The organism is Rhizobium sp. TAL182 (genome assembly GCF_002117725.1).
GTDB lineage: Bacteria > Pseudomonadota > Alphaproteobacteria > Rhizobiales > Rhizobiaceae > Rhizobium > Rhizobium esperanzae.
This window is the reverse complement of the sequence record NZ_CP021029.1, coordinates 351,996-371,423: the sequence shown is the minus strand read 5'-3', so window position 1 is coordinate 371,423 and position 19,428 is coordinate 351,996. Positions and strand designations below refer to the sequence as shown.

General features: G+C 61.6%; 20 protein-coding genes. 14 read left to right on the top strand and 6 right to left on the bottom strand.

Features of this window, described 5'->3' with window-relative positions:
- Positions 1-2: 2 nt before the first annotated feature.
- Both fghA and gfa read left to right on the top strand, forming a co-directional pair.
- Entirely contained in the window at positions 3-839 is an 837-nt protein-coding gene (fghA, locus tag Tal182_RS30810; protein ID WP_085861994.1) for an S-formylglutathione hydrolase, read from the top strand.
- A gap of 57 nt (positions 840-896) precedes the next feature.
- Positions 897-1,469, top strand: coding sequence for an S-(hydroxymethyl)glutathione synthase (gene gfa, locus Tal182_RS30805; RefSeq protein ID WP_085861993.1), 573 nt, complete (start codon positions 897-899; stop codon positions 1,467-1,469).
- A 36-nt stretch (positions 1,470-1,505) separates the two neighbouring features.
- Here gfa and Tal182_RS32510 read toward each other — a convergent pair whose 3' ends face one another.
- On the bottom strand, positions 1,506-1,646 hold the full coding sequence (locus tag Tal182_RS32510) for a hypothetical protein (protein ID WP_164517835.1): 141 nt from the start codon (positions 1,644-1,646) through the stop codon (positions 1,506-1,508).
- A 137-nt stretch (positions 1,647-1,783) separates the two neighbouring features.
- Between Tal182_RS32510 and Tal182_RS30795 the strand changes: the two genes are divergently transcribed.
- From Tal182_RS30795 to Tal182_RS30750, 10 genes are all read left to right on the top strand, one after another.
- A complete protein-coding gene (locus Tal182_RS30795) occupies positions 1,784-2,500 on the top strand; it encodes a GntR family transcriptional regulator (protein ID WP_064807754.1) in 717 nt (238 codons plus the stop codon).
- Entirely contained in the window at positions 2,497-3,408 is a 912-nt protein-coding gene (locus tag Tal182_RS30790) for a dihydrodipicolinate synthase family protein (protein ID WP_085861991.1), read from the top strand. Before Tal182_RS30795 ends, Tal182_RS30790 begins: the two co-directional genes overlap by 4 nt.
- Positions 3,401-4,918, top strand: a complete 1,518-nt coding sequence (locus tag Tal182_RS30785; protein WP_085861990.1) for an aldehyde dehydrogenase — start codon at positions 3,401-3,403, stop codon at positions 4,916-4,918. Before Tal182_RS30790 ends, Tal182_RS30785 begins: the two co-directional genes overlap by 8 nt.
- A complete protein-coding gene (locus Tal182_RS30780) occupies positions 4,915-6,261 on the top strand; it encodes an FAD-binding oxidoreductase (protein WP_085861989.1) in 1,347 nt (448 codons plus the stop codon). The genes Tal182_RS30785 and Tal182_RS30780 overlap by 4 nt, the downstream gene beginning before the upstream one ends.
- A gap of 78 nt (positions 6,262-6,339) precedes the next feature.
- Positions 6,340-7,191, top strand: coding sequence for a glycine betaine ABC transporter substrate-binding protein (locus Tal182_RS30775; RefSeq protein WP_085861988.1), 852 nt, complete (start codon positions 6,340-6,342; stop codon positions 7,189-7,191).
- A gap of 83 nt (positions 7,192-7,274) precedes the next feature.
- A complete protein-coding gene (locus Tal182_RS30770) occupies positions 7,275-8,366 on the top strand; it encodes a glycine betaine/L-proline ABC transporter ATP-binding protein (protein ID WP_085861987.1) in 1,092 nt (363 codons plus the stop codon).
- 20 nt (positions 8,367-8,386) lie between these two features.
- Positions 8,387-9,235, top strand: coding sequence for a proline/glycine betaine ABC transporter permease (locus tag Tal182_RS30765; protein ID WP_085861986.1), 849 nt, complete (start codon positions 8,387-8,389; stop codon positions 9,233-9,235).
- Entirely contained in the window at positions 9,232-10,083 is an 852-nt protein-coding gene (locus tag Tal182_RS30760; RefSeq protein ID WP_085861985.1) for an ABC transporter permease subunit, read from the top strand. Before Tal182_RS30765 ends, Tal182_RS30760 begins: the two co-directional genes overlap by 4 nt.
- A 16-nt stretch (positions 10,084-10,099) precedes the next feature.
- Positions 10,100-11,098, top strand: coding sequence for a 4-hydroxyproline epimerase (locus tag Tal182_RS30755; protein WP_085861984.1), 999 nt, complete (start codon positions 10,100-10,102; stop codon positions 11,096-11,098).
- A gap of 29 nt (positions 11,099-11,127) precedes the next feature.
- The gene (locus tag Tal182_RS30750) at positions 11,128-12,141 is read left to right on the top strand and encodes a GlxA family transcriptional regulator (RefSeq protein ID WP_011428696.1); all 1,014 of its coding nucleotides are present in this window, start codon (positions 11,128-11,130) and stop codon (positions 12,139-12,141) included.
- 13 nt (positions 12,142-12,154) lie between these two features.
- Here Tal182_RS30750 and Tal182_RS30745 read toward each other — a convergent pair whose 3' ends face one another.
- Genes Tal182_RS30745 through Tal182_RS30735 form a run of 3 tightly spaced genes read right to left on the bottom strand, consistent with a single transcriptional unit; the run spans position 12,155 to position 15,814 of the window.
- A complete protein-coding gene (locus tag Tal182_RS30745) occupies positions 12,155-13,435 on the bottom strand; it encodes a Xaa-Pro peptidase family protein (protein WP_085861983.1) in 1,281 nt (426 codons plus the stop codon).
- 47 nt (positions 13,436-13,482) lie between these two features.
- Entirely contained in the window at positions 13,483-14,550 is a 1,068-nt protein-coding gene (locus Tal182_RS30740) for a hybrid-cluster NAD(P)-dependent oxidoreductase (RefSeq protein WP_206426557.1), read from the bottom strand.
- Positions 14,551-14,560: 10 nt separating this feature from the next.
- Positions 14,561-15,814, bottom strand: coding sequence for an aromatic ring-hydroxylating dioxygenase subunit alpha (locus Tal182_RS30735; protein WP_085861981.1), 1,254 nt, complete (start codon positions 15,812-15,814; stop codon positions 14,561-14,563).
- A gap of 110 nt (positions 15,815-15,924) precedes the next feature.
- Here Tal182_RS30735 and Tal182_RS30730 point away from each other — a divergent pair, with 110 nt between their 5' ends.
- A complete protein-coding gene (locus Tal182_RS30730; protein ID WP_085861980.1) occupies positions 15,925-16,812 on the top strand; it encodes a LysR substrate-binding domain-containing protein in 888 nt (295 codons plus the stop codon).
- On the opposite strand, the gene Tal182_RS30725 is transcribed toward Tal182_RS30730, so the two are convergent.
- Positions 16,813-18,465, bottom strand: coding sequence for an acyltransferase (locus Tal182_RS30725; protein WP_085861979.1), 1,653 nt, complete (start codon positions 18,463-18,465; stop codon positions 16,813-16,815). It abuts the gene before it with no gap.
- 66 nt (positions 18,466-18,531) lie between these two features.
- Positions 18,532-19,026, bottom strand: coding sequence for an Lrp/AsnC ligand binding domain-containing protein (locus Tal182_RS30720; RefSeq protein WP_085861978.1), 495 nt, complete (start codon positions 19,024-19,026; stop codon positions 18,532-18,534).
- A 172-nt stretch (positions 19,027-19,198) separates the two neighbouring features.
- On the opposite strand from Tal182_RS30720, the gene Tal182_RS30715 reads away from it, so the two are divergent.
- Complete coding sequence (locus Tal182_RS30715) at positions 19,199-19,405, top strand: hypothetical protein (protein WP_085861977.1); 207 nt, start codon at positions 19,199-19,201, stop codon at positions 19,403-19,405.
- The last annotated feature ends 23 nt before the right edge of the window (positions 19,406-19,428 follow it).

Genomic DNA, 19,428 nt, shown 5'->3' with positions numbered 1-19,428 from the left:
CCATGAAAACCCTCTCGATCGACAAGTCTTACGGCGGCACTCAGGGCGTCTACGTCAGCCGCTCCGAAGCCTGCGACTGCGACATGACCTTTGCGGTCTTCGTGCCGCCGCAGGCGGCCGAAGGCAAGCGCCCGGTTCTGTGGTACCTGTCCGGCCTGACTTGCACGCATGCCAATGTCATGGACAAGGGCGAATATCGGCGGCTTGCCGCCGAGCTCGGGCTGATCATCGTCTGCCCGGATACCAGCCCCCGGGGCGATCACGTTCCGGACGAACCGGACAATTGGCAGTTCGGCAAGGGCGCCGGCTTTTACGTCGATGCCACCGAGCCGCCGTTTTCGGCGAATTATCGCATGTACAGCTACATCACCGAGGAGCTGCCACGGCTATTGGCTGCGGAATTTCCTGTCGACATGGATCGCCAAGGAATTTTCGGCCACTCGATGGGCGGACATGGCGCGATCACTATTGCGCTCAAGAATCCCGACCGCTTCCGGAGCTGCTCGGCCTTCGCGCCGATCAGCCACCCCTCGGTTTCCGGCTGGTCGAAACCGGCCTTGCGGAAATATCTCGGAGCCGACGAAAAGACCTGGCGGGCCTATGACACCTGCTCGCTGATCGAAGATGGGCATCGCTTCGCCGAGCTCCTCGTCGACCAGGGAACGGCGGACAGCTTCCTGGAGGACGGCTTACGTCCCGACGAGCTCCGGCAAGCATGCGAGGCGGCAGGCATTCCGCTCAGGCTGCGCATGCAGGAAGGCTACGGCCATTCCTACTTTTTCATTTCGACATTCATGGAAGACCATCTGCGCTGGCACGCGCAGAGGTTGGGGAACTGATTTTAACGAGCTCGGCCGGGCATAACGCAAACGGCCAGGGAGGGAAGGAGAGAAGCAATGAGCAGCATAGCCATTCATCCGGCAGTGGATTCAGGCTTTCGAGCGACTGACGCTGCTTTCACAGGCGGGACGCTCGTGTGCAAGTGCACGAGCAATCCGGTAAAGGTCAGGATCAAGGGTGATATCGCCCACAATCACGCCTGCGGCTGCACCAAGTGCTGGAAGCCCGAGGGTGCTGTCTTTTCGGTCGTGGCGGTCGCTCCGACCGAGAGCGTCGAAGTGCTCGAGAACGGCGACAAGCTCGCCGTCGTCGATCCCGCTGCTCTGATCCAACGGCACGCCTGCAAGCAATGCGGCGTGCATATGTATGGGCCGGTCGAGCGCGAACACCCCTTCCAGGGATTGTCGTTCGTCCATCCGGAGCGCTTCCAGGAAACCGGCTGGGCAAAGCCGACCTTTGCGGCCTTCGTGTCGTCAATCATCGAAAGCGGCTTCGATCCCGCCAGGATGGATGCGGTCCGGGCGCAGCTGAAGGCGTCGGGTCTGGAGCCCTATGATTGCCTGTCGCCCGGCCTGATGGACTATATCGCGACCTGGACTGCCAAGAAGAACGGCGTGCTTGCCGCTTAAAGCTCCCCGGGGAGCGCCGACCCCGGCGCTCCCCGATCATTGGACGACCAATGTCCCATGACGGCCGCGCTCGGCCGCTTCCCACACATTGCTATCCACCATCAGCTTGACCGCGCCCTCATTGAGCGTCGCGCGCCCGGAATCCTCACGTTTACGGACGGCTTCGCGTTCGATCACGGCAAACTTTCGTCGCGCCGAAAGAATTGTGTTTTTCTCGAATACGAATTGTGTACGCAGAGTACACAATTATTGACTCCTGCTGGAAGGCGTGTCATCTTCCCGGCAGTAGAGCAACGAATGGCCGGAGATCGACGATGGCGAAGACACCCAAGAGCAATCTCTACGAAGATTTGAAACGCCAGATCCTGACGATGGAGCTGGACCCGGACGCCGATCTGGACGAGGCCAGTTTGAGCGAAAGATACGGGCTGTCGCGGACGCCGGTGCGGGACATATTCCGCCGCCTTGCCGGTGAAGGCTATATCGACATCCGCGAGAACAGGGGTGCACGGGTCATCCCGATGAACCACTCCACGCTGCGCAATTTCTTCCTCGTCGCGCCGATGATTTATGCGGCGATCGGTCGTCTGGCCGTGCAGAACTTCAAGCCCGCGCAGCTGTCGGACCTGAAGCAGACGCAGGAGCGGTTTCGCGCCGCCAGCGAGAACATGGACGCTCTGGCGATGGTGCTGGAGAATAACCGCTTTCACGAAATTTTCGGCGAGATGTCGGGCAACGTCTACATGCAGCCGAGCCTCGGCCGGCTGCTCATCGACCATGCGCGCATCGGTCATACGTTCTTCCGGCCGAGAAACGAGGACATGCGGCGGCGGCTTCGATTGGCCGTCGAGCATCATGACGGCTTTATCGCAGCGCTCGGCGCTCACGATGAGGATGCCGTCGTCGACCTCGTTTTCGAACACTGGGAATTGTCCCGCGAGAACATGGAGATGTTCATCGCTCCGCAAGGCCTCAAGGCGGACGCCTTCGTCGGCGGTCCCGCCACGCAATTATTGGAGAAATCATCGTGAAATTTGAGGGGATTTATACACCGGCGGTGACGCCGCTCGATCAAAATGGGCACATCGACCGACCCGCATTCGCTGCCGTGCTCGAGTCGCTGATCGAGGCGGGCGTGCACGGCATCATCGTCGGCGGCTCGACGGGCGAATACTACGCCCAGAGCAGCCAGGAACGTTACGAACTTGCAGCCTATGCCAAGGCAGTGATCGGCACACGGCTGCCGCTCATCATCGGCACCGGCGCCACGCGGACCGAAGATTCGGTTGAATACGCAAAATCGGCAAAGGAAATCGGCGCTGATGCGATCCTGGTATCGTCACCGCCCTATGCGCTGCCGACCGAACGCGAAAACGCCGTGCATGCGCTGACGGTCGACCGCGCCGCGAACCTGCCGATCATGCTCTACAACTACCCTGCCCGGATGGGTGTGGTGATGGGCGAGGAATATTTTTCTCGCGTCGGCAAGTCGAAGAACGTCGTCGCCATCAAGGAAAGCTCCGGCGACATGGGCAATCTTCACCTGCTCGCCCGGAAGTTCCCGCACGTCTCGCTCTCCTGCGGCTGGGACGACCAGGCGCTCGAATTCTTCGCCTGGGGTGCGAAGAGCTGGGTCTGCGCCGGCTCCAATTTCCTGCCGCGCGAGCATGTCGCCCTCTATGAGGCCTGCGTCGTCGAGAAGAACTTCGACAAAGGCCGGGCGATCATGAGCGCGATGCTGCCGCTGATGGATTTCCTCGAATGCGGCAAGTTCGTCCAGTCGATCAAGCACGGCTGCGAGATCATCGGCCTGAAGGTCGGCCCGGTACGCGCGCCGCTGCGCGGACTGAACTCCGAAGAGAAAAGAACCCTTCAGACCGTCGTTTCCACGTTGAAGCGCACGGTCGGCCAGATCACGTCGGGAGCCAACCATGCATGAACCTTTGACCGCCGCCGAATACAAGGCACTCGCCAAAGAACTCCATCTGCCAACCAATGCCTTCATCGACGGCGCGTACCGTCCGGCGAAGTCGGGCAAGACCTTCAAATCAACCAATCCCGCAACCGGCGAACTCCTCGCCGAGATCGCCGCCTGTGATACAAGCGACGTCGACTATGCGGTCGCCAAGGCCCGCGAAGCCTTCGACGATGGCCGTTGGCGTCAGCTGACGCCTGGCGCACGCAAGGAAACGCTGCTCAAGTTCGCAAAGCTGCTGGAGCGCAATCGTCACGAGCTTGCCGTCATGGAAAGCCTCGACAGCGGCAAGCCGGTCCGCGAGTGCCAGACCGTGGATGTCCCCGACACGATCCACACGATCCGCTGGCATGCCGAGCTGATCGACAAGCTATACGACAACACGAATTCCGTCGGCCCCAATGCGCTGGCGATGGTGGTTCGTGAACCTATCGGCGTGGTCGCTTGCGTCCTGCCATGGAACTTCCCGCTGCTGATGCTGGCCTGGAAAATCGCGCCGGCGCTTGCCGCGGGCTGCTCGGTGATCGTCAAGCCCGCCCAGGAAACCACGCTGACGACGCTGCGTGTCGCCGAATTGGCGCTCGAGGCCGGCATCCCGGCAGGCGTTTTCAATGTCGTCACCGGCAGCGGCAAGGATGTCGGCGAACCGCTTGGCTTGCATATGGATGTCGACATGGTCGCCTTTACCGGATCGACCCCCACAGGCCGTCGCTTCCTCCACTATTCTGCCGATTCCAACCTCAAGAAGGTGGTGCTCGAATGCGGCGGCAAGAACCCGGCCGTGGTGCTTGAAGACGCTGAAGATCTCGATCTCGTCGCCGAGCAGGTGGTCAACGGCGCCTTCTGGAATATGGGCGAGAACTGCAGCGCATCCTCGCGCCTTATCGTTCACGCCAGCATCAAGGATGAACTCCTCAAGCGGATCGGCGCCTATATGCGCGAGTGGAGGACCGGCGATCCGCTCGATCCGGAAAACCGCATCGGCGCGCTCGTCAGCAAGAGCCATTTCGACAAGGTGAGGTCGTTCCTCGACGACGTGAAGAGCGAGAAGCTTTCGCTGGCCTTCGGCGGGCAAACCCAGGACGGCGTCTTCATCGAACCCACGGTGGTTGACGGCGTCACGCCTGCCAGCCGCCTGTTCAAGGAGGAGATTTTCGGGCCGATCCTGTCGGTAACGACATTCGAGACCCTCTCCGAAGCCGTGGCTCTCGCCAACGACACCAATTACGGTCTGACCGCGTCGGTCTACACGGGCAGCCTGCGCAATGCGATCCGGGTGTCGCGGGATATCCGTGCGGGTCTGGTCACCGTCAACTGCTTCGGCGAGGGCGATGCGAGCACACCGTTCGGCGGCTACAAGGAGTCCGGCTTCGGCGGCCGCGACAAGTCGATCTTCGCCCACGACAATTACTGCGAGCTCAAGACCATCTGGATCGACGTATCCGAACGATCTGTCGACGAGACGATCCGATGAGCCGTCATGTGATCAAGCACCTGCCGACGGATACCGGCGTCTCGGGATGGGAGGCGACCAGCGAGCGCGCCTTTCCCGTGACGGCGCTTGAACACGACATCACCGCCGACTGGCTGATCATCGGCGGGGGATTTGCCGGCCTGTCGGCGGCCCGCCGCCTTTCGCAGTCGCGGCCCCAGGAAAAGATTGTCATCCTGGAGGCGCGCGAACTCGCCAAGGGACCGGCCGGCAGAAATTCCGGCTTCATGATCGACGTGCCGCACAATCTGTCGTCGGGCGAATATTCGGTCGCCGACGAAGCGGCGACGAAGGACGAGATTCGCCAGAACCGTCTGGCGATCTCCTTTGCCGCCGACGCCGCAGCCGAATACGGCCTCTCCGCGGAGACCTTCGATCCGGCGGGCAAGGTGAATGCCGCGGCTTCCGAGCGGGGGCTGGGGCTCAACGACAACTATCGGAAGTCGCTCGAAAAGATCGGCGAGGAACATCGTGTTCTTGACGCTGATCAGATGCGGGAGATGACAGGCTCGCGTTACTATCTCGGCGGGCTCTACACGCCTGGTGCCGTGATGATCCAGCCCGCCGATTATATTCGCGGCCTGGCACACGGGCTTTCCTCGAAAGTCACGATTCACGAGCATTCGCCGGTTCTGGAGCTTGCGCGCGATGGCCGAACCTGGAAGGCGAAGACCGCGCGTGGTTCCGTTTCTGCGGCCAAGGTCATTCTGGGTGTAAACGGCCATATTCAGAGCTTCGGCCACTTCCGGGGCCGGCTGATGCACATCTTCACCTATGCGTCGATGACATCGGCCTTTTCCCAGAATGAATTCGGCGGCGATGTCACCGGCGTCGATCGCTGGGCGCTGCTGCCGGCCGATCCGATGGGCGCAACGGTGCGCAAGATCACCAAGAATGGGCTTTCGCGGATCGTCGTCAGGACCAGGTTCACCTACGACCCGAGCCTCAAAGTATCGGAGAAGCGGGTCGCCGGCATCGCGGCCGAACAGCGCCGCTCGTTCGATGCCCGGTTCCCCGGGCTGGAGCGCCTTCCGATGGAATACAGCTGGGCGGGTGCGCTTTGCCTCAGCCGAAACCATGTGCCGGCGTTCGGTGAGGTCGAGGAAGGGCTCTTTTCCGCCTGCTGCGAAAACGGTCTCGGCACCGTCAAGAGCACCTTTGCCGGCATGATGGCCGCAGATCTTGCGACAGGAGCCGCAAGCCCCGAGCTCGACACATACAAGAACCAGCCGGAACCGACGAGATTGCCGCCCGAGCCCATTGCATGGCTCGGAATCAACTCGGTCATCCGCTTTCAGGAATTGCGAGCCGGCCGCGAGGGGTGATCCCTCGGCCGGCGCAATATGAAGACTGCCGTCCGCAGGCTTCAATGAGAATGGGAACGAAAACCAGGAGTAACAACAATGAAGGCTTTATGGAAGGCGCTTTGCGCCGCTGCGGTGATCGGGATGAGTATCCTGCCTGCCCGCGCGGAAGAGAAGACGATCAATCTGGGCACGATGGCATGGGAAGACCTGACCCCCATCACCGGTATCACCAAGAAGGTTCTTGAAGACGCCGGTTACACCGTGAAGGTCACCGAATTCTCCGAATGGGGCATTGCCTATGCCGCTCTTGCCAAGGGCGACATCCAGGCACTCACCTCGCAGACCGACTACGTCGCGCAAGATTATTGGGACAAGAACAAGAACCGCCTGGAGAAGATTTCTCCGGTGTCGCACGGCCTTTATCAGGGCGTGGCCGTTCCGAAATATGTTCCGATCGACTCGCTCGAACAGCTCAATGAAAACGCCGACAAGTTCGGCGGCAAGATCATCGGCATCGAACCGGGCGCCGGCCTGATGCGCGATACCGCGAATGCGGTCAAGGAATACGGCCTCAAGCTCCAGCTCGTCGAAGGCAGCACGGCTGCGATGACGGCGGCGCTGAAGTCTGCCTACGACCGTCAGGAATGGATTGCGGTGACGATCTGGGAACCGTCGTGGATGGTCCAGAAGTACGAGGTCAAGTACCTCAAGGATCCGAAGGGCGTCTTCCCGCCGCCGCAGAGCTACTACTGGATCGGCCACAAGGGCTTCTCGGAAGAGTACCCGCATGCCCGCGAAGTCATGGCCAGCGTCTACGTGCCGATCGCCGACATCACCACCATCAACGGTGCAGTCAAGGACGGCAAGACCATGGACCAGGCCGTGCAGGATTGGATCGGCGCCCATGCCGACCTGATCAAGCGTTGGGAAAACATCAAGAAGAAGTGAGCACCTCCTGGCCGCCCGAGCCGTCGGGCGGCCATCTTGAAACCTAATGAGAAGCCAGCGCCATTGGCTCAAAGGGGATCGCTATGAAAACCGTCAATATCGATGCCAAGGATGTCCTGATCGATTGCCAATCCCTCTGGAAGGTCTTCGGAGGTAAGTCCGCTGCGGCGATGAAATCGATCAAGGAGCGCGGCCTCGGCAAGAAAGAGGTCCTGCAGGAGTTCAATTGCGTCGTCGGCGTCTCCAATGCGAGCATTCAGGTCCGGCGCGGCGAAATCTTCTGCATCATGGGACTGTCGGGAAGCGGAAAATCGACGCTCATTCGCCTTCTCAACAAGCTGATTACGCCGAGTTCCGGCAAGGTTCTCGTCAAGGGGCGCGATCTCGCCAGCCTGTCGCCGGTCGATCTCCGGCAGATGCGCGCCAAGAATATCGGCATGGTGTTTCAAAGTGTCGCTTTGCTGCCGCACCGGACAGTTCTAGAAAATGCGGCCTTCGGCCTCGAGGTCCAGGGAATTGGAAAGGCGGAGCGAAACAAGACCGCCGCGGCCGCCCTCGAGAAAGTCGGCCTCGCCGACTGGCTGAGCCGTTATCCCAGCGAACTTTCCGGCGGCATGCAGCAGCGCGTCGGCCTTGCCCGCGCGCTCGCTTCCGATCCCGAGATCATTCTGATGGACGAACCGTTCAGCGCGCTCGATCCGCTGATCCGGCGCCAGCTTCAGGACGAATTCCGCCAGTTGACGAAAGCGCTCGGCAAGTCCGCCGTCTTCATCACCCATGATCTCGACGAAGCGATCCGCATCGGCGACCGCATCGCCATCATGAAGGACGGTGTCATCATCCAGACCGGCACGGCCGAGGAAATCATCCTCAACCCGGCCGACGCCTATGTCGCCGAGTTCGTCGCCGGCATATCCCGCCTGCATCTGATCAAGGCGCATTCGGTCATGCGCAGCGTTGCCGAATTCCAGCAGGGCGCTGCGAATTCGGATATCGCATCGCTGGCGCGCACGACGCCGGACGCCGACATCGACGAGCTGATCTCTTTGACGATGCAGTCGGACCGCGACGCCATCGCCGTGGTGGATAATGATCGGGTGGTCGGCGTGGTTACACCGCGCAGCCTCCTGATGGGCGTCAAGGGAACCTCCGCCCACGATCTGACGGCGGCGTGATCCCAACTGGAGGTATTGATATGGATACTTCAGCCTTCACCGACCTTTTCGACGAATGGACGGACTCCGCGCTCGAATGGGTGAGCGACAACGGGGAATTCCTGTTCGACTATATCAGACAGCTTCTTGAGGGTCTCTATGACGGCATCCTCTGGCTCCTGGAGCTTCCGCCGTTTTACGTGGTCGCCCTGATCGTGGCGCTGATCGGCTGGCGGCTGGTCAATGTCTGGTTCGCGCTCCTCAGCGGCGTCGCGCTGGCGCTCTGTTTTTCGATGGGGCTGTGGCCGGAGACGATGAGCACGCTGGCTCTGGTCCTGACTGCCACCACGATCGCCCTGGCGATCGGCATTCCGATCGGCATTGCCGCCGGCTTCTTCACGGCTCTCGATCACTTCATGGAGCCGGGCCTCGATCTCATCCAGACGATGCCGCCGTACATCTACCTGCTGCCGGCAATCGCTTTGCTCGGTTACGGGCCGGCGACGGCGCTGATCGCCACAGTGATCGTTGCCGTGCCGCCGGCCATCCGCCTGACGTCTCTTGGCATCCGCATGACGCCCAAGGAGTTCATCGAGCTCGGCGAGGCACTTGGGATGACGCCGGGGAAGATGTTTTTCAAGATCCGCCTTCCCTTTGCACTGCCGAGCATCATGGCGGGCATCAACCAGAGCCTGATGATGGCTTTCGGTATGGTCGTCATCGCCGGCATCGTCGGCTCCGGCGGGCTCGGAGAGACGATCTATGGCGCGATCAGGACGCTCGATATCGCGACCTCGATCAATGCCGCGATCGCAATCGTGGTACTAACCATGGTGATTGACCGGATAACCCAGAGTGCTGCCCGGCTGGGAACAGGGAGGAAGTCATGAATCCTGCGGACCTGCAGTTTTCGCCGGGCGCTTTCCTGGCCCCGGCCGTCGATTGGCTCAACACCAATCTTCATCCGCTGTTTGCGGCCATCAGCACCGTGGTCGAAACGGTCCTGTCGGCAATCGAGACGGCACTCCTCTTCGTGCCGCCTTATGCTCTGATCGCTATCATCATCCTGCTGGCATTCTTCGCCGTCAGCCTGCGCGCCGCCATCCTCGCTGGCCTTTGCCTCGGCTTCTGCCTTCTTGTCGGGCTGTGGACGGCGTCGATGCAGACGCTTTCGCTGGTGACCGTCGCCGTCGCGATTTCCGTTCTCATCGCCTTCCCGATCGGCGTGCTTTGCTCGCGCTACAAGACATTGGAGGCTGTGGTGCGCCCGGTTCTCGACGTGATGCAGACCGTGCCGCCATGGGTCTATTTGATCCCTGCGGTGATGATCTTCAGCCTCGGGCGGGTGCCTGCCATCATCGCCACCATCGTCTACGGCATTCCGCCGATGCTGCGACTGACGACGCTGGCTTTCAACCAGGTACCGAAGGTGTTTATCGAGCTCGGCAGCGCCATCGGCGCGCCGCCCCGCTCGATTCTCTGGAAGATCGAAATTCCGCTCGCCAAGCAGACGCTGCTCGTCGGCCTCAACCAGTGCATCCTTCTGTCGCTTGCCATGGTCGTGCTCGCCGGCCTCGTCGGCGCAGGTGGTCTCGGCGCGGAAGTGACGCGGGGCCTGACGCGCATGGAGATGGGGCTCGGCCTGAGAGCAGGCCTGGCGATCGTCGCAGTCGCTCTTCTGCTCGATCGGCTGTCCCGCGGCCTGCTCGACCGCGGCAGTCTGCCGAAGGCGAGATGAGCAAGGAGATGGTGGAATGAGACACAGCTTCTTCTGCATCGATGCGCACACCTGCGGCAACCCGGTTCGTCTCGTTGCCGGCGGCGGCCCCCTGTTGCCGCACGTGCCCATGGGCGAACGACGCGAGATCTTCGTCCGTGACCATGACTGGGTGCGCAAGGCGCTGATGTTCGAGCCGCGGGGGCATGACATCATGTCGGGCTCGATCATCTATCCCGCCTATCGGCCCGATTGCGACTTCGCTGTCCTGTTCATCGAGGTGAGCGGCTGCCTGCCGATGTGCGGCGCCGGCACCATCGGCACCGTCACCGCCGCAATCGAGGAAGGGCTGGTCAAGCCGCGCGAGCCCGGAAAGGTCGCGATCGAGACGCCGGCGGGCAGGGTCGACGTAACCTATAAGGAGAAGGATGGATATGTCGATTCCGTCCGTCTCCACAACGTCGCGAGCTATCTCCATGACGCCGATGTCGCGGTGGATGTGCCCGGAATGGGCCGCCTGCGCGTCGATATTTCCTATGGCGGCAATTATTATGCAGTCGTCGAGCCACAGGAGAACTGGAGCGGACTCGACGGCATGAGCGCATCCGACATCGTCGCCTGCAGCCAGAGGCTCAGGACAGTGCTTGCCGATATCTGCAATCCCGTTCATCCCGACGATGCCAGGATATCGGGCGTGCATCACGCGATCTGGTGCGACCGGCCGGTGAACGACGTGTCGGATGGGCGCTGCGCGGTCTTTTATGGGGAAAAGGCCATCGATCGCTCGCCGGGCGGCACCGGCACCTCAGCGCGCATGGCGCAGCTGCATGGAAAGGGACGGCTTACCGTCGGATCGAGCTATCGTCATGAAAGTCTGATCGGAACCATCTTCGAGGGGCGGGTGGAGGCCGAGGCAAACGTCGGGCCTTATCGCGGCATTCTCCCAAGCATTGGAGGCTGGGCGCGGGTCATCGGCCACAACACCATTTTTGTTGACGACCGCGATCCGCTGGCGCACGGTTTTCAGATCAGATGAGCGCATTCAGGAACGGTGATGAGATGAATATGCGACCTGGGCAGCATCGGCAGGCAGACGGCGCCGCAAAACCCGCCGCCCGGCTTAAGGTTGGTTTCGTTCTGTCGCGGTCGTTCACGCTGTCCGCCTTTGCGCTGTTCGTGGATACGCTGCGGCTTGCCAGCGACGAGCAGGACCGTTCCGGAAGAGTGCTTGCCGACTGGCAGGTGATCGGCAGCACGCGGCACCTGATCACTTCGAGTTGCGGCGTCCAGGTCGCTCCGACGTCGGACTTCGTCGATCCCACACGTTTCGATTACATCGCCGTCGTCGGCGGCCTTCTGAGCGTGGAGAACCCCGTCGATCAGCAGACCATCACCTTCCTCAAGCAGGCGGATGCCAAGAAGGTGCCGCTGATCGGCGTATGCACCGGTACGTTCATCCTTGCCGCGGCGGGCCTGATGAAGCGGCATGAATCCTGCGTCAGCTGGCTGCATTACAAGGAATTTCGCGAGCGCTTTCCCGATCTCAGTGTTCGCTCCGACCGGCTCTTCAATCTCGATCGCCAGCGCGGATCCTGCGCCGGCGGCAGCAGCAGTGCCGATATGGCGGCGCTGCTGGTCAGGAAATACATCAGCCGCGATGCCGAACGAAACGCGCTTGAAGTGCTGCAGATCGAGAAGGCTCGCGCTCCGGCCGACATTCAGCCCCGGCGTCCGCTCTACGACGATTATGACGATGCCCGCGTCAAGGCGGCGATGATCACCATGGAGCAGTTCGTCGACGGCAGTATGCCGATCGAGAAGCTCGCCGCCATGGTCGGGCTATCCAGGCGCCAGCTGGAGAGAATCTTCATCGAGAAGACCGGTATGTCGCCCGCCAAGGCCTATAATCGTGTCCGCATGGAGCGGGCAAAATCGATCCTGGCTCAGTCGAAGGCGCCGCTGATCGAGATCGCGCTCGATGTCGGCTTCGAAAACGCCTCGCAATTCACGAGGACGTTCAAGCGCACATTCGGGCAGACGCCCTCGCAGCATCGCGCGGCCGCTGCGAGAGCGCACTGAACATAGCGACCGTTCAGATATCTTCCCACGGAAAGCTGTCCAGCCGCTCCGCGCCCGTCGCTGTGATCAGGGCCTGGGTCTCCAGCTTGATGCTTTCGGAGCCGGCCTCGGCGATCAGGCTTTCGACGTTCAGCACCATGCCTTCCTCGATGATGCCGCTGAAATCGGGATCGAAATCCGGATGCAGCAGCACCCCCGGCCACTCGTCCGCCATGCCCGTCCCGTGCAGGGCGAGCGTATAGCGATAAGGCTGGTATTTCTCCGGAATCCGCCACGACAATTCGTTGAATTCGCCGAAGGTCATTCCTGGCCTGATGACGGAAAGATTGTGCTCGATCTGATCCCTGGCTGCCGCGTAGAGCTCCTTCTGCTTGGCGTTCATGGCGACATGGCCTGCCGTCCATGAGCGCGAGAGATCGGCGCAATAGCCGTAGGGGCCGATCATGTCGGTATCGAAGGAGATCATCTCGCCGCGCTTGATGACGTAGTCCGAACATTCCTGATACCAGGGATTGGTCCTCGGACCCGCGGTCAGCAGCTTGGTTTCGAGCCACTCGCCGCCGCTGCGCGCATTTTCGAAGTGCAACTCTGCCCAGATCTCCCGCTCGGTGCGGCCGGGCTCCGAAATTTCGTACATCCGCGCCATGCCGGCTTCGCAGACACGGATCGTCCACCGCATCAGCTCGATCTCCTCGGCGCTCTTGATCGATCGCGCCCGTTCGGCCAGTTCCTGGCCGTCGAGCAGCATTAATCCGCGTTCCCTGAGTTCGAAAGCGCCTGCCGGCTCGAGCCGGTCCACCGCGATGCGCCTGTTGCCGCCATTGCCGGTGACGAGGGCGGCGATCTCGTCGGCCCAGGCTTTGATCCGGGGCTCCGTGAGGTTTCCTGCCGTGAAGAATGTCCACGACTTCGCCGTCCGGATTTCATCGATGCCGGGCAGCCCGTCATTGACGTGTTCGGCGCCTTCGAATTCGAAGAGGATCGCCGGACCGTCGGTGAGGATCAGGGCGTAGCGCGACGGATTGTGCATCGTCCAGATGCTCATGTTCGAGGAATCGAAAGCGTATCGGATGTTGACGGGATCGTAGAGCAGCAGGGCGCCGCAGTCCCACTCGCGCATCTTCAGCCGCAGCCGCTCCAGCCGGTAATGGCGCGCCCGGTCGAGCGTTGCGGCCGGCACGGGGCTGATCAAAGGCCGGTCAGCTCCCTCGGGATTGAGATAGGCCTGCTTTCTCTCGTCCTTGAAAACCGTCGAGCCGGACGGCTCGGCGGAACAGCTTTCGTCTCGCAGCATCCGAGTCGATCCTTCTTGTCCGTGAATGGCGTGGGGTGAGCGAGCGCTCAGCGCTCGATGACGAGATCGCTGAGCGGCTTGGAGCAGCACGGCAGGAAGAAACCGGCGTCGATCTCGCGTTGCCGGATACCACCATTATGGTTCATCTCCACCGAGCCGGACACGAGCTTCGACTTGCAGGTCCCGCAGACCCCGTTCGAACACGAGGAGGGCAGGCGGACGCTGCCTTTCTTTGCGGCTGAAAGCACGGTCTGGTCTGACGGGACTTCCAACGTTTTCTTCTGTTTCGAGAATTCGACCTGGAAAGTCCTTGCCGTCGGCTGTGCTTCGACGTCGAGGACCGGCTCGTCGATGACCGCGGCGTCGAAGCTCTCTTCGATATAGTTTTCTGCCGGCACCCCGAGAGCCGCCGTGATCGAACGCGCCGCTGCCATGAACGGCGCGGGACCGCAGCACATGACGACGCGTTCGGCGATGTCGGGAACGGCAAGCTTGAGGAATTCCGGCGAGATCCGGCCGGTCAGCCCTGGCCATGATAATTCGCCGGCGACCGTCTCGGGAAGAAATTGGAGACGCAGTCCCTTCATCCTCGCTGCGAGCCCCGAAAGGTCCTGGCGAAAGATCAGATCGGCAGGGGTTCTCGCCGCGTGCAGGAAGACGATGTCCGACACTTCGTAGCGGTCTGCCAGATCACGCGTGATCGACATCACAGGCGTGATGCCCGAACCTCCGGAGAGGAGCAGAAGCTTGATCTTATCGCCCTTGGGCCGGATGAAATGACCAAGCGGTCCCTGACCCTTGACGGTCATGCCTGGCGCCATGTGGTCGTGGAGCCAGTTCGATATCCTGCCGCCTGGCACACGCTTGACCGTCACCGTAAAGGCGTTCGTTCGATGGGGCGACGACGAGATGCTGTAGCAGCGCGCCTCGCCATCCGAACCCGTGGGGAACTCGAACAGAAAGTACTGGCCGGCATCGAAGTGGAAATGCTTGCCTTCGGGCGACGCGAACGTGAAGCTTTTCACGTCATGCGTCTCCTGATGGACGTCGAGACAGACGAGGGTCTCGTCGGTCTCAGGGTCCCAGATCTGCTGCGCGCTCTGGCCTAGGCGCATGGATGTGAGATCAATACCCATGAGCGCGCATCCGGTCGATGTACCAGGTGGCGAACTTGTCGAGGTTCGTCTCGGAGAAGCGGGAATAGGGGCCTGGCTGATAGGCGGGATCGAGAGCGCCGGCATGGGAACGGGCGACGAGGTCGGCGTCCTGGTCCGTCGTTGCGATCCAGACATCCGTCAGCTTGTCGAGGTCGTAATCGACCCCTTCGACGGCGTCCTTGTGCACCAGCCACTTGGTCCTGACCAGCGTCTTGCCTGCCGAGAGCGGAATGACGGTTGCCACGACCGCATGGTCGCCCATGAAGTGGTTCCAGCTGTTATGACCCCACAGATGCGTGTCGCCGAGATCCTTGCGGGTCATCTGCCCGAGCAGCTTGGAGGATGCAGCGGTGGCGTCATGGGTCTGGGACTCGCCGGCGCCTGCTATGATCAGCCGCTGTGTGCGGAAGTTTGTGGCGCAGTCGGTAAGCTGCTCGATGGCAGCCGAGGGGAAACCGTCGGCCTCCCAAGCCTGCGTGCGTTCCTCGTAAAGCCGGAAATGCTCCTCCGCCTGCTCACGGTCTTCCGGGCTTAGCGTTTCCGGATCGAAGCCGAAGTCGAGATCGACGAAGGAGACGCAGAGCTCCGGGTGGTTGGCGGAGCAATGGTAGCATTCGCGATTGTTTTCCATCGTCAACTTCCAGTTGCCGTCCTCGATGACATCGGTCTGGTGAGCGATCTTGGCGTTGCGGATGTCGTAGGGAGCGAGGCGCTCGACCATCGCCTGTTCGAGGCCGGCAATATCCTCGGGCGGATTGTCGGAGAGGCAGACGTAGATCAGGCCGCCGATCGATTTGAAGATGACCGGCTTCAGGCCGCGACAGTCCTTGTCGAAATCCTTGCCCATATGAGGGGCGTAGCTGAGTTCGCCGGTCAGTTCATAGGTCCAGGTGTGGTAGGGACAGACGAGCTTCGAAACGATCGTCTTGCCCGCATCGAGAAGGCGGGAGCCGCGATGGCGGCAGACATTGTGCAGCACGCGGATTTCGCCTTCGTCGTCGCGCAGCAGGATCAGGCTCGTCTTGCCGATATCGATCACCGTGGCGTCGCCCGGCTCGGGAACGTCACAGTCGAGGCCGACGCAGATCCAGTGCTTGTGGAAGAAGACGTCGACATCCGCTTCGAACACGTCTTCGCGGATATAGAGGCCGGCCGGCAGCGAATGGCCTTCCGCGCGGGAGTCGAGCAGCGCCGAAATGGAAGAAGGAAGCCTGTTTAGCATGAGAACCTCTTATGTGAGAGTTTCCCTAGATTGCCCTTGCAGCACTTGTCTTTCAACGGCATAAAAAATCACGCTCGCATAATATTTTCTCATGTGAAGAGGATTTCGAGATGCAGTTTCGAAGACGGCTTCCATCGCTGACGGCGCTGGTGACGCTGGAAGCGGTGCTGCGCCGGAAAAGCTTCACCACGGCTGCCAGCGAACTCGGCGTCACCCAAGCGGCCGTCAGCAGGCAGATCGCCGCCTTGGAGGAGGAACTCGGGCAGCCGCTCTTCCTGCGCAAGCACCGGGCGATCGAGCCGACGGCGGCCTGCGTGAGCCTCGGCGCGACGCTGGCCAAGAGTTTCGCCGATATCGCCGAGAGCGTGGAGGCGATCCAGTCGCGCAGCCAGGACGTGGTGACGATCGGCGCTACAGTCGCCTTCTCCTCCTTCTGGCTGCTGCCGCGGCTTGCCGAATTCCGCCGGGCCAATCCCGGTATTCTGGTGCGGGTGATATCCCAGGATAATCCGATCACTCTTGATGGCGGAGAGATCGACGTGGCGATCCGGTACGGCGTGCCTCCCTTCAGCGACGGAACCGTCATTGCCTCGCGCGGCGACGTCGTCTGCCCGGTCTGCTCGCCCGACCATCTCAAGCGCCGGGGAGATGGCCCGCTCGGCTCCGCCGATGAATTCATCGAAACGGATGTGGTCGATCGTTCCTGGTATGGCTGGGCGCAATGGGTGTCGCTGACCGGCGGCAATATCGAGGTCAAGCCGTCGCTTCGCTTCAATCACTACACCGAAAGCATCGCGGCGGCGCGCGCGGGGCAGGGGATCGCTCTTGGATGGCGCATGCTGATTGGCACCTTTCTGGAGGACGGAACCCTGGTGCCCGCCTCGCAAACCGAGCTTGCAGCCGAAGGCCGCTACAACGTGATCGTGCCGATCAAAGCCAAGCGCAGCCATGCGAGCGATCTCGCCGCCGCCTGGCTGACGGCCTCGCTGCACGGCTGATCAGAGGCCGAGCCCCGGAGTTGACGTCCGGTGAACCCCCTTGGGGACAAAGGCGAACTGGTCCGCGAGGCCGAGGAAATCGGCCGCCAGGTGAATGACCGAAAGCCACATCTCCGTTCCCTGCAGGCTCGCTTCGCCGCCGTCGGCGAACGGGAAACCTTCGCCATCCCGCCATCTGTCGAGCGCCCTGGAGATCAGGCCGCGCGCGATCGCCTCGCCGTCGGTCCGGCGATAATCGGTCTGCCGCCCGATCAGCAGCAGCGGATGGATCGTATCGAGCAGGTTGCAGGCATTGTATTTCTCGGCAACGAAGCCTTTGTGGTTGCGGTAATTCAGGTGAACCGTCTCGATCGCTGCATGCGGATGCGGAAGCGGCATGCCGAACTGTGCATAGGTCCCGCGCGTCAGGCGATAGAAGCCGTTCACCGGCTGGAGCCATCCTTCCGCCACCGTCGGCTCGCCCCAGAGGCCGGAGACGCTGCCGGCATTGCGGTTCAGCCACTCGAAGAGCGCCTGCCGTGGCCCTTTGATGCCGAAATGCCTGGCGTTGAAGTACATGGCGGTTCCGATGGCATCGACGACGCTGCCGGCGTGCCACGCCCGGCTCGACCAGGGCAGGGCGTTCAGCCATTGCTCCAGCTCTTCGGCGTCGAGCTGCACCGCCTGGATCGGGTGCCGTGGCCCGGAGCCAAGCAGTTCAAGCGCATAGCCGACCGAAAGCACGTTGTAGAGTGCCTTCGGATCCTCCCGCAACGCCCGGCCATGCCCGGGCGAATGTTCTTCCGGGAAAAGGCCGGTCTCCCGATCCTGCAGGCCCTGGAGACGCTCGACGGTCTGCGACAGATCGAATCCGGGCGGCAGATGCCCGAAGCCGGCCGCGATCTCGATGGCATCGCAGAGATGCCGGATCGCCGGGCGCCTGACGCCGTCCGCTTCCAGCGATTCATAGCCTTCGGGTGTTTTCCAACGGCCAAGAATATCGGGCCATTGCTCTTTCGCCTTCTGACCGAGCCTGCCCAGCCGATTTTCGATCTCTGCGATGCCGGATTTTCTGGCCGGCGCGCCTCGGCTGCGCAGCACTTTTGCCGGTACACCGCCGGCAATCGCTAGCGCAGGAATGTCTTGCGTGACCACCGCTCCGGCGGCGATCACGGCGCCGTTGCCGATCGTGACGCCATCGAGGATCACGCAATTGGCGCCGATCCAGACATCGTCGCCGATGACGATGCCGAGGCTGACGACGCCCTGGCGATGGATGGGCCGATCGGGATCGTCGAAGCCATGATTGAAACCGACAATCGATGCATGCGAGGCAATCCGCACGCCATTGCCGCAGGTCACCTTGCCGGAAACGCAGGCAAAAGGATTGACGCTGCAATCGTCGCCGAGGACCACGTCGCCCCGCACGAGCGCGTGCCCGGCAATCCAGGACCGCTCGCCCATTGTCAGGCTTTCGGTGAAGATCGCGGCCTCTTCGGCGATATAGGAGGTCTCGGCCAAATCGGCGGCGCAGGCTTGCCGAAGCGCTGCCTTGCGGGCGAGATGAGCGGGATGGTCGAGATCCGCCGCGATGCGTTCCCAGGGAAGGTATTGCAGCCGGCGCGCTTCCCTCTGTTCGCTCGCCGAGCCTTGCGGACTATTGGCCTGATCCATTTTGACCCTCACCTGCGCTTCAGTGGCCGAATATTGGCTTGGCGTAACGGTCGGCAACCCCGCCGTTCACGGAAGGCTCGACCCGAATTTGTCCCAGCCTTCCTTGATCGTCTCCATCGCGACATTGGTCGAAGTGTTGGCCACATGCGGCAGCGTCGAGATGCGTTCGCCGAGGACGCGGCGGTAGCGGCCGATATCGCGGGTGCGGATCTTCAGGAGATAGTCGAACCGGCCGGCGATCATGTGGCACTCTTCGACTTCTCTGATCTTTTTGATGGCCTCGTTGAAGCTCTTCAGCGCATCCTCACGGGTATCGGAAAGTTTCACTTCGACGAAAGCGATGTGGTCGAGCTGCATTTTCGCGGGGTTGAGGACGGCTTTGAAGCCTTCGATATAGCCGTCGTTGATCAGCCGCTTGAAGCGGATCTGGCAAGGCGTCTTCGAAAGCCCGACGCGCGCCGCGAGATCGGTGATCGACAGCCTGCCATCCTCGGCCAGCGCCGCGAGGATCTTTCTGTCGAACTGGTCCAAATCACTAAATGTCTCGGTTTCTGCGGCCATATGAACTCTTGGCGATCGTCTTATAAGTTCATACAGCTTAAAAATGGCTAAAATCAAGTGAGATCGCGATTTGCGGCTGTGATAGATTGTGCGTCGGCAAATGAGAGGAAGGCGTGAGCGTCTGGCGCATTGCCGGGATCGGCAGCGGCGCCGCACCACAGGGGGATCTTGGATGCACGGGAAACAAATCGATGACGATCAGAAGCCGGACTTGCTCATTCACTACAGGCCGGTGGCGATAAGAGCGGTTGCGGCCGCATTCACCCTCAAGCGTGACAAGTCGGAGGCGCGCCCGCTTCGCGAGACGGAATATTCCGGTCCCGCTTTTCTGGACGATGCACTCTGGGATGACGAGCCAGGTGTTCCATTTATCCGCTAAACAGATTTTGATCGAACAGGGAC

Bases quoted from the DNA above. Each gene is read 5' to 3' on its own strand.
- fghA (WP_085861994.1), top strand. From the start codon at position 3: ATGAAAACCCTCTCGATCGACAAGTCTTACGGCGGCACTCAGGGCGTC.
- Tal182_RS30780 (WP_085861989.1), top strand. From the start codon at position 4,915: ATGAGCCGTCATGTGATCAAGCACCTGCCGACGGATACCGGCGTCTCG.
- Tal182_RS30770 (WP_085861987.1), top strand. From the start codon at position 7,275: ATGAAAACCGTCAATATCGATGCCAAGGATGTCCTGATCGATTGCCAA.
- Tal182_RS30720 (WP_085861978.1), bottom strand. From the start codon at position 19,026: ATGGCCGCAGAAACCGAGACATTTAGTGATTTGGACCAGTTCGACAGA.
- Tal182_RS30755 (WP_085861984.1), top strand. From the start codon at position 10,100: ATGAGACACAGCTTCTTCTGCATCGATGCGCACACCTGCGGCAACCCG.
- Tal182_RS30775 (WP_085861988.1), top strand. From the start codon at position 6,340: ATGAAGGCTTTATGGAAGGCGCTTTGCGCCGCTGCGGTGATCGGGATG.
- Tal182_RS30725 (WP_085861979.1), bottom strand. From the start codon at position 18,465: ATGGATCAGGCCAATAGTCCGCAAGGCTCGGCGAGCGAACAGAGGGAA.
- Tal182_RS30765 (WP_085861986.1), top strand. From the start codon at position 8,387: ATGGATACTTCAGCCTTCACCGACCTTTTCGACGAATGGACGGACTCC.
- Tal182_RS30750 (WP_011428696.1), top strand. From the start codon at position 11,128: ATGCGACCTGGGCAGCATCGGCAGGCAGACGGCGCCGCAAAACCCGCC.
- Tal182_RS30785 (WP_085861990.1), top strand. From the start codon at position 3,401: ATGCATGAACCTTTGACCGCCGCCGAATACAAGGCACTCGCCAAAGAA.
- Tal182_RS30795 (WP_064807754.1), top strand. From the start codon at position 1,784: ATGGCGAAGACACCCAAGAGCAATCTCTACGAAGATTTGAAACGCCAG.
- Tal182_RS30715 (WP_085861977.1), top strand. From the start codon at position 19,199: ATGCACGGGAAACAAATCGATGACGATCAGAAGCCGGACTTGCTCATT.
- Tal182_RS30740 (WP_206426557.1), bottom strand. From the start codon at position 14,550: ATGCGCCTAGGCCAGAGCGCGCAGCAGATCTGGGACCCTGAGACCGAC.
- Tal182_RS30745 (WP_085861983.1), bottom strand. From the start codon at position 13,435: ATGCTGCGAGACGAAAGCTGTTCCGCCGAGCCGTCCGGCTCGACGGTT.
- gfa (WP_085861993.1), top strand. From the start codon at position 897: ATGAGCAGCATAGCCATTCATCCGGCAGTGGATTCAGGCTTTCGAGCG.
- Tal182_RS30735 (WP_085861981.1), bottom strand. From the start codon at position 15,814: ATGCTAAACAGGCTTCCTTCTTCCATTTCGGCGCTGCTCGACTCCCGC.
- Tal182_RS30730 (WP_085861980.1), top strand. From the start codon at position 15,925: ATGCAGTTTCGAAGACGGCTTCCATCGCTGACGGCGCTGGTGACGCTG.
- Tal182_RS30760 (WP_085861985.1), top strand. From the start codon at position 9,232: ATGAATCCTGCGGACCTGCAGTTTTCGCCGGGCGCTTTCCTGGCCCCG.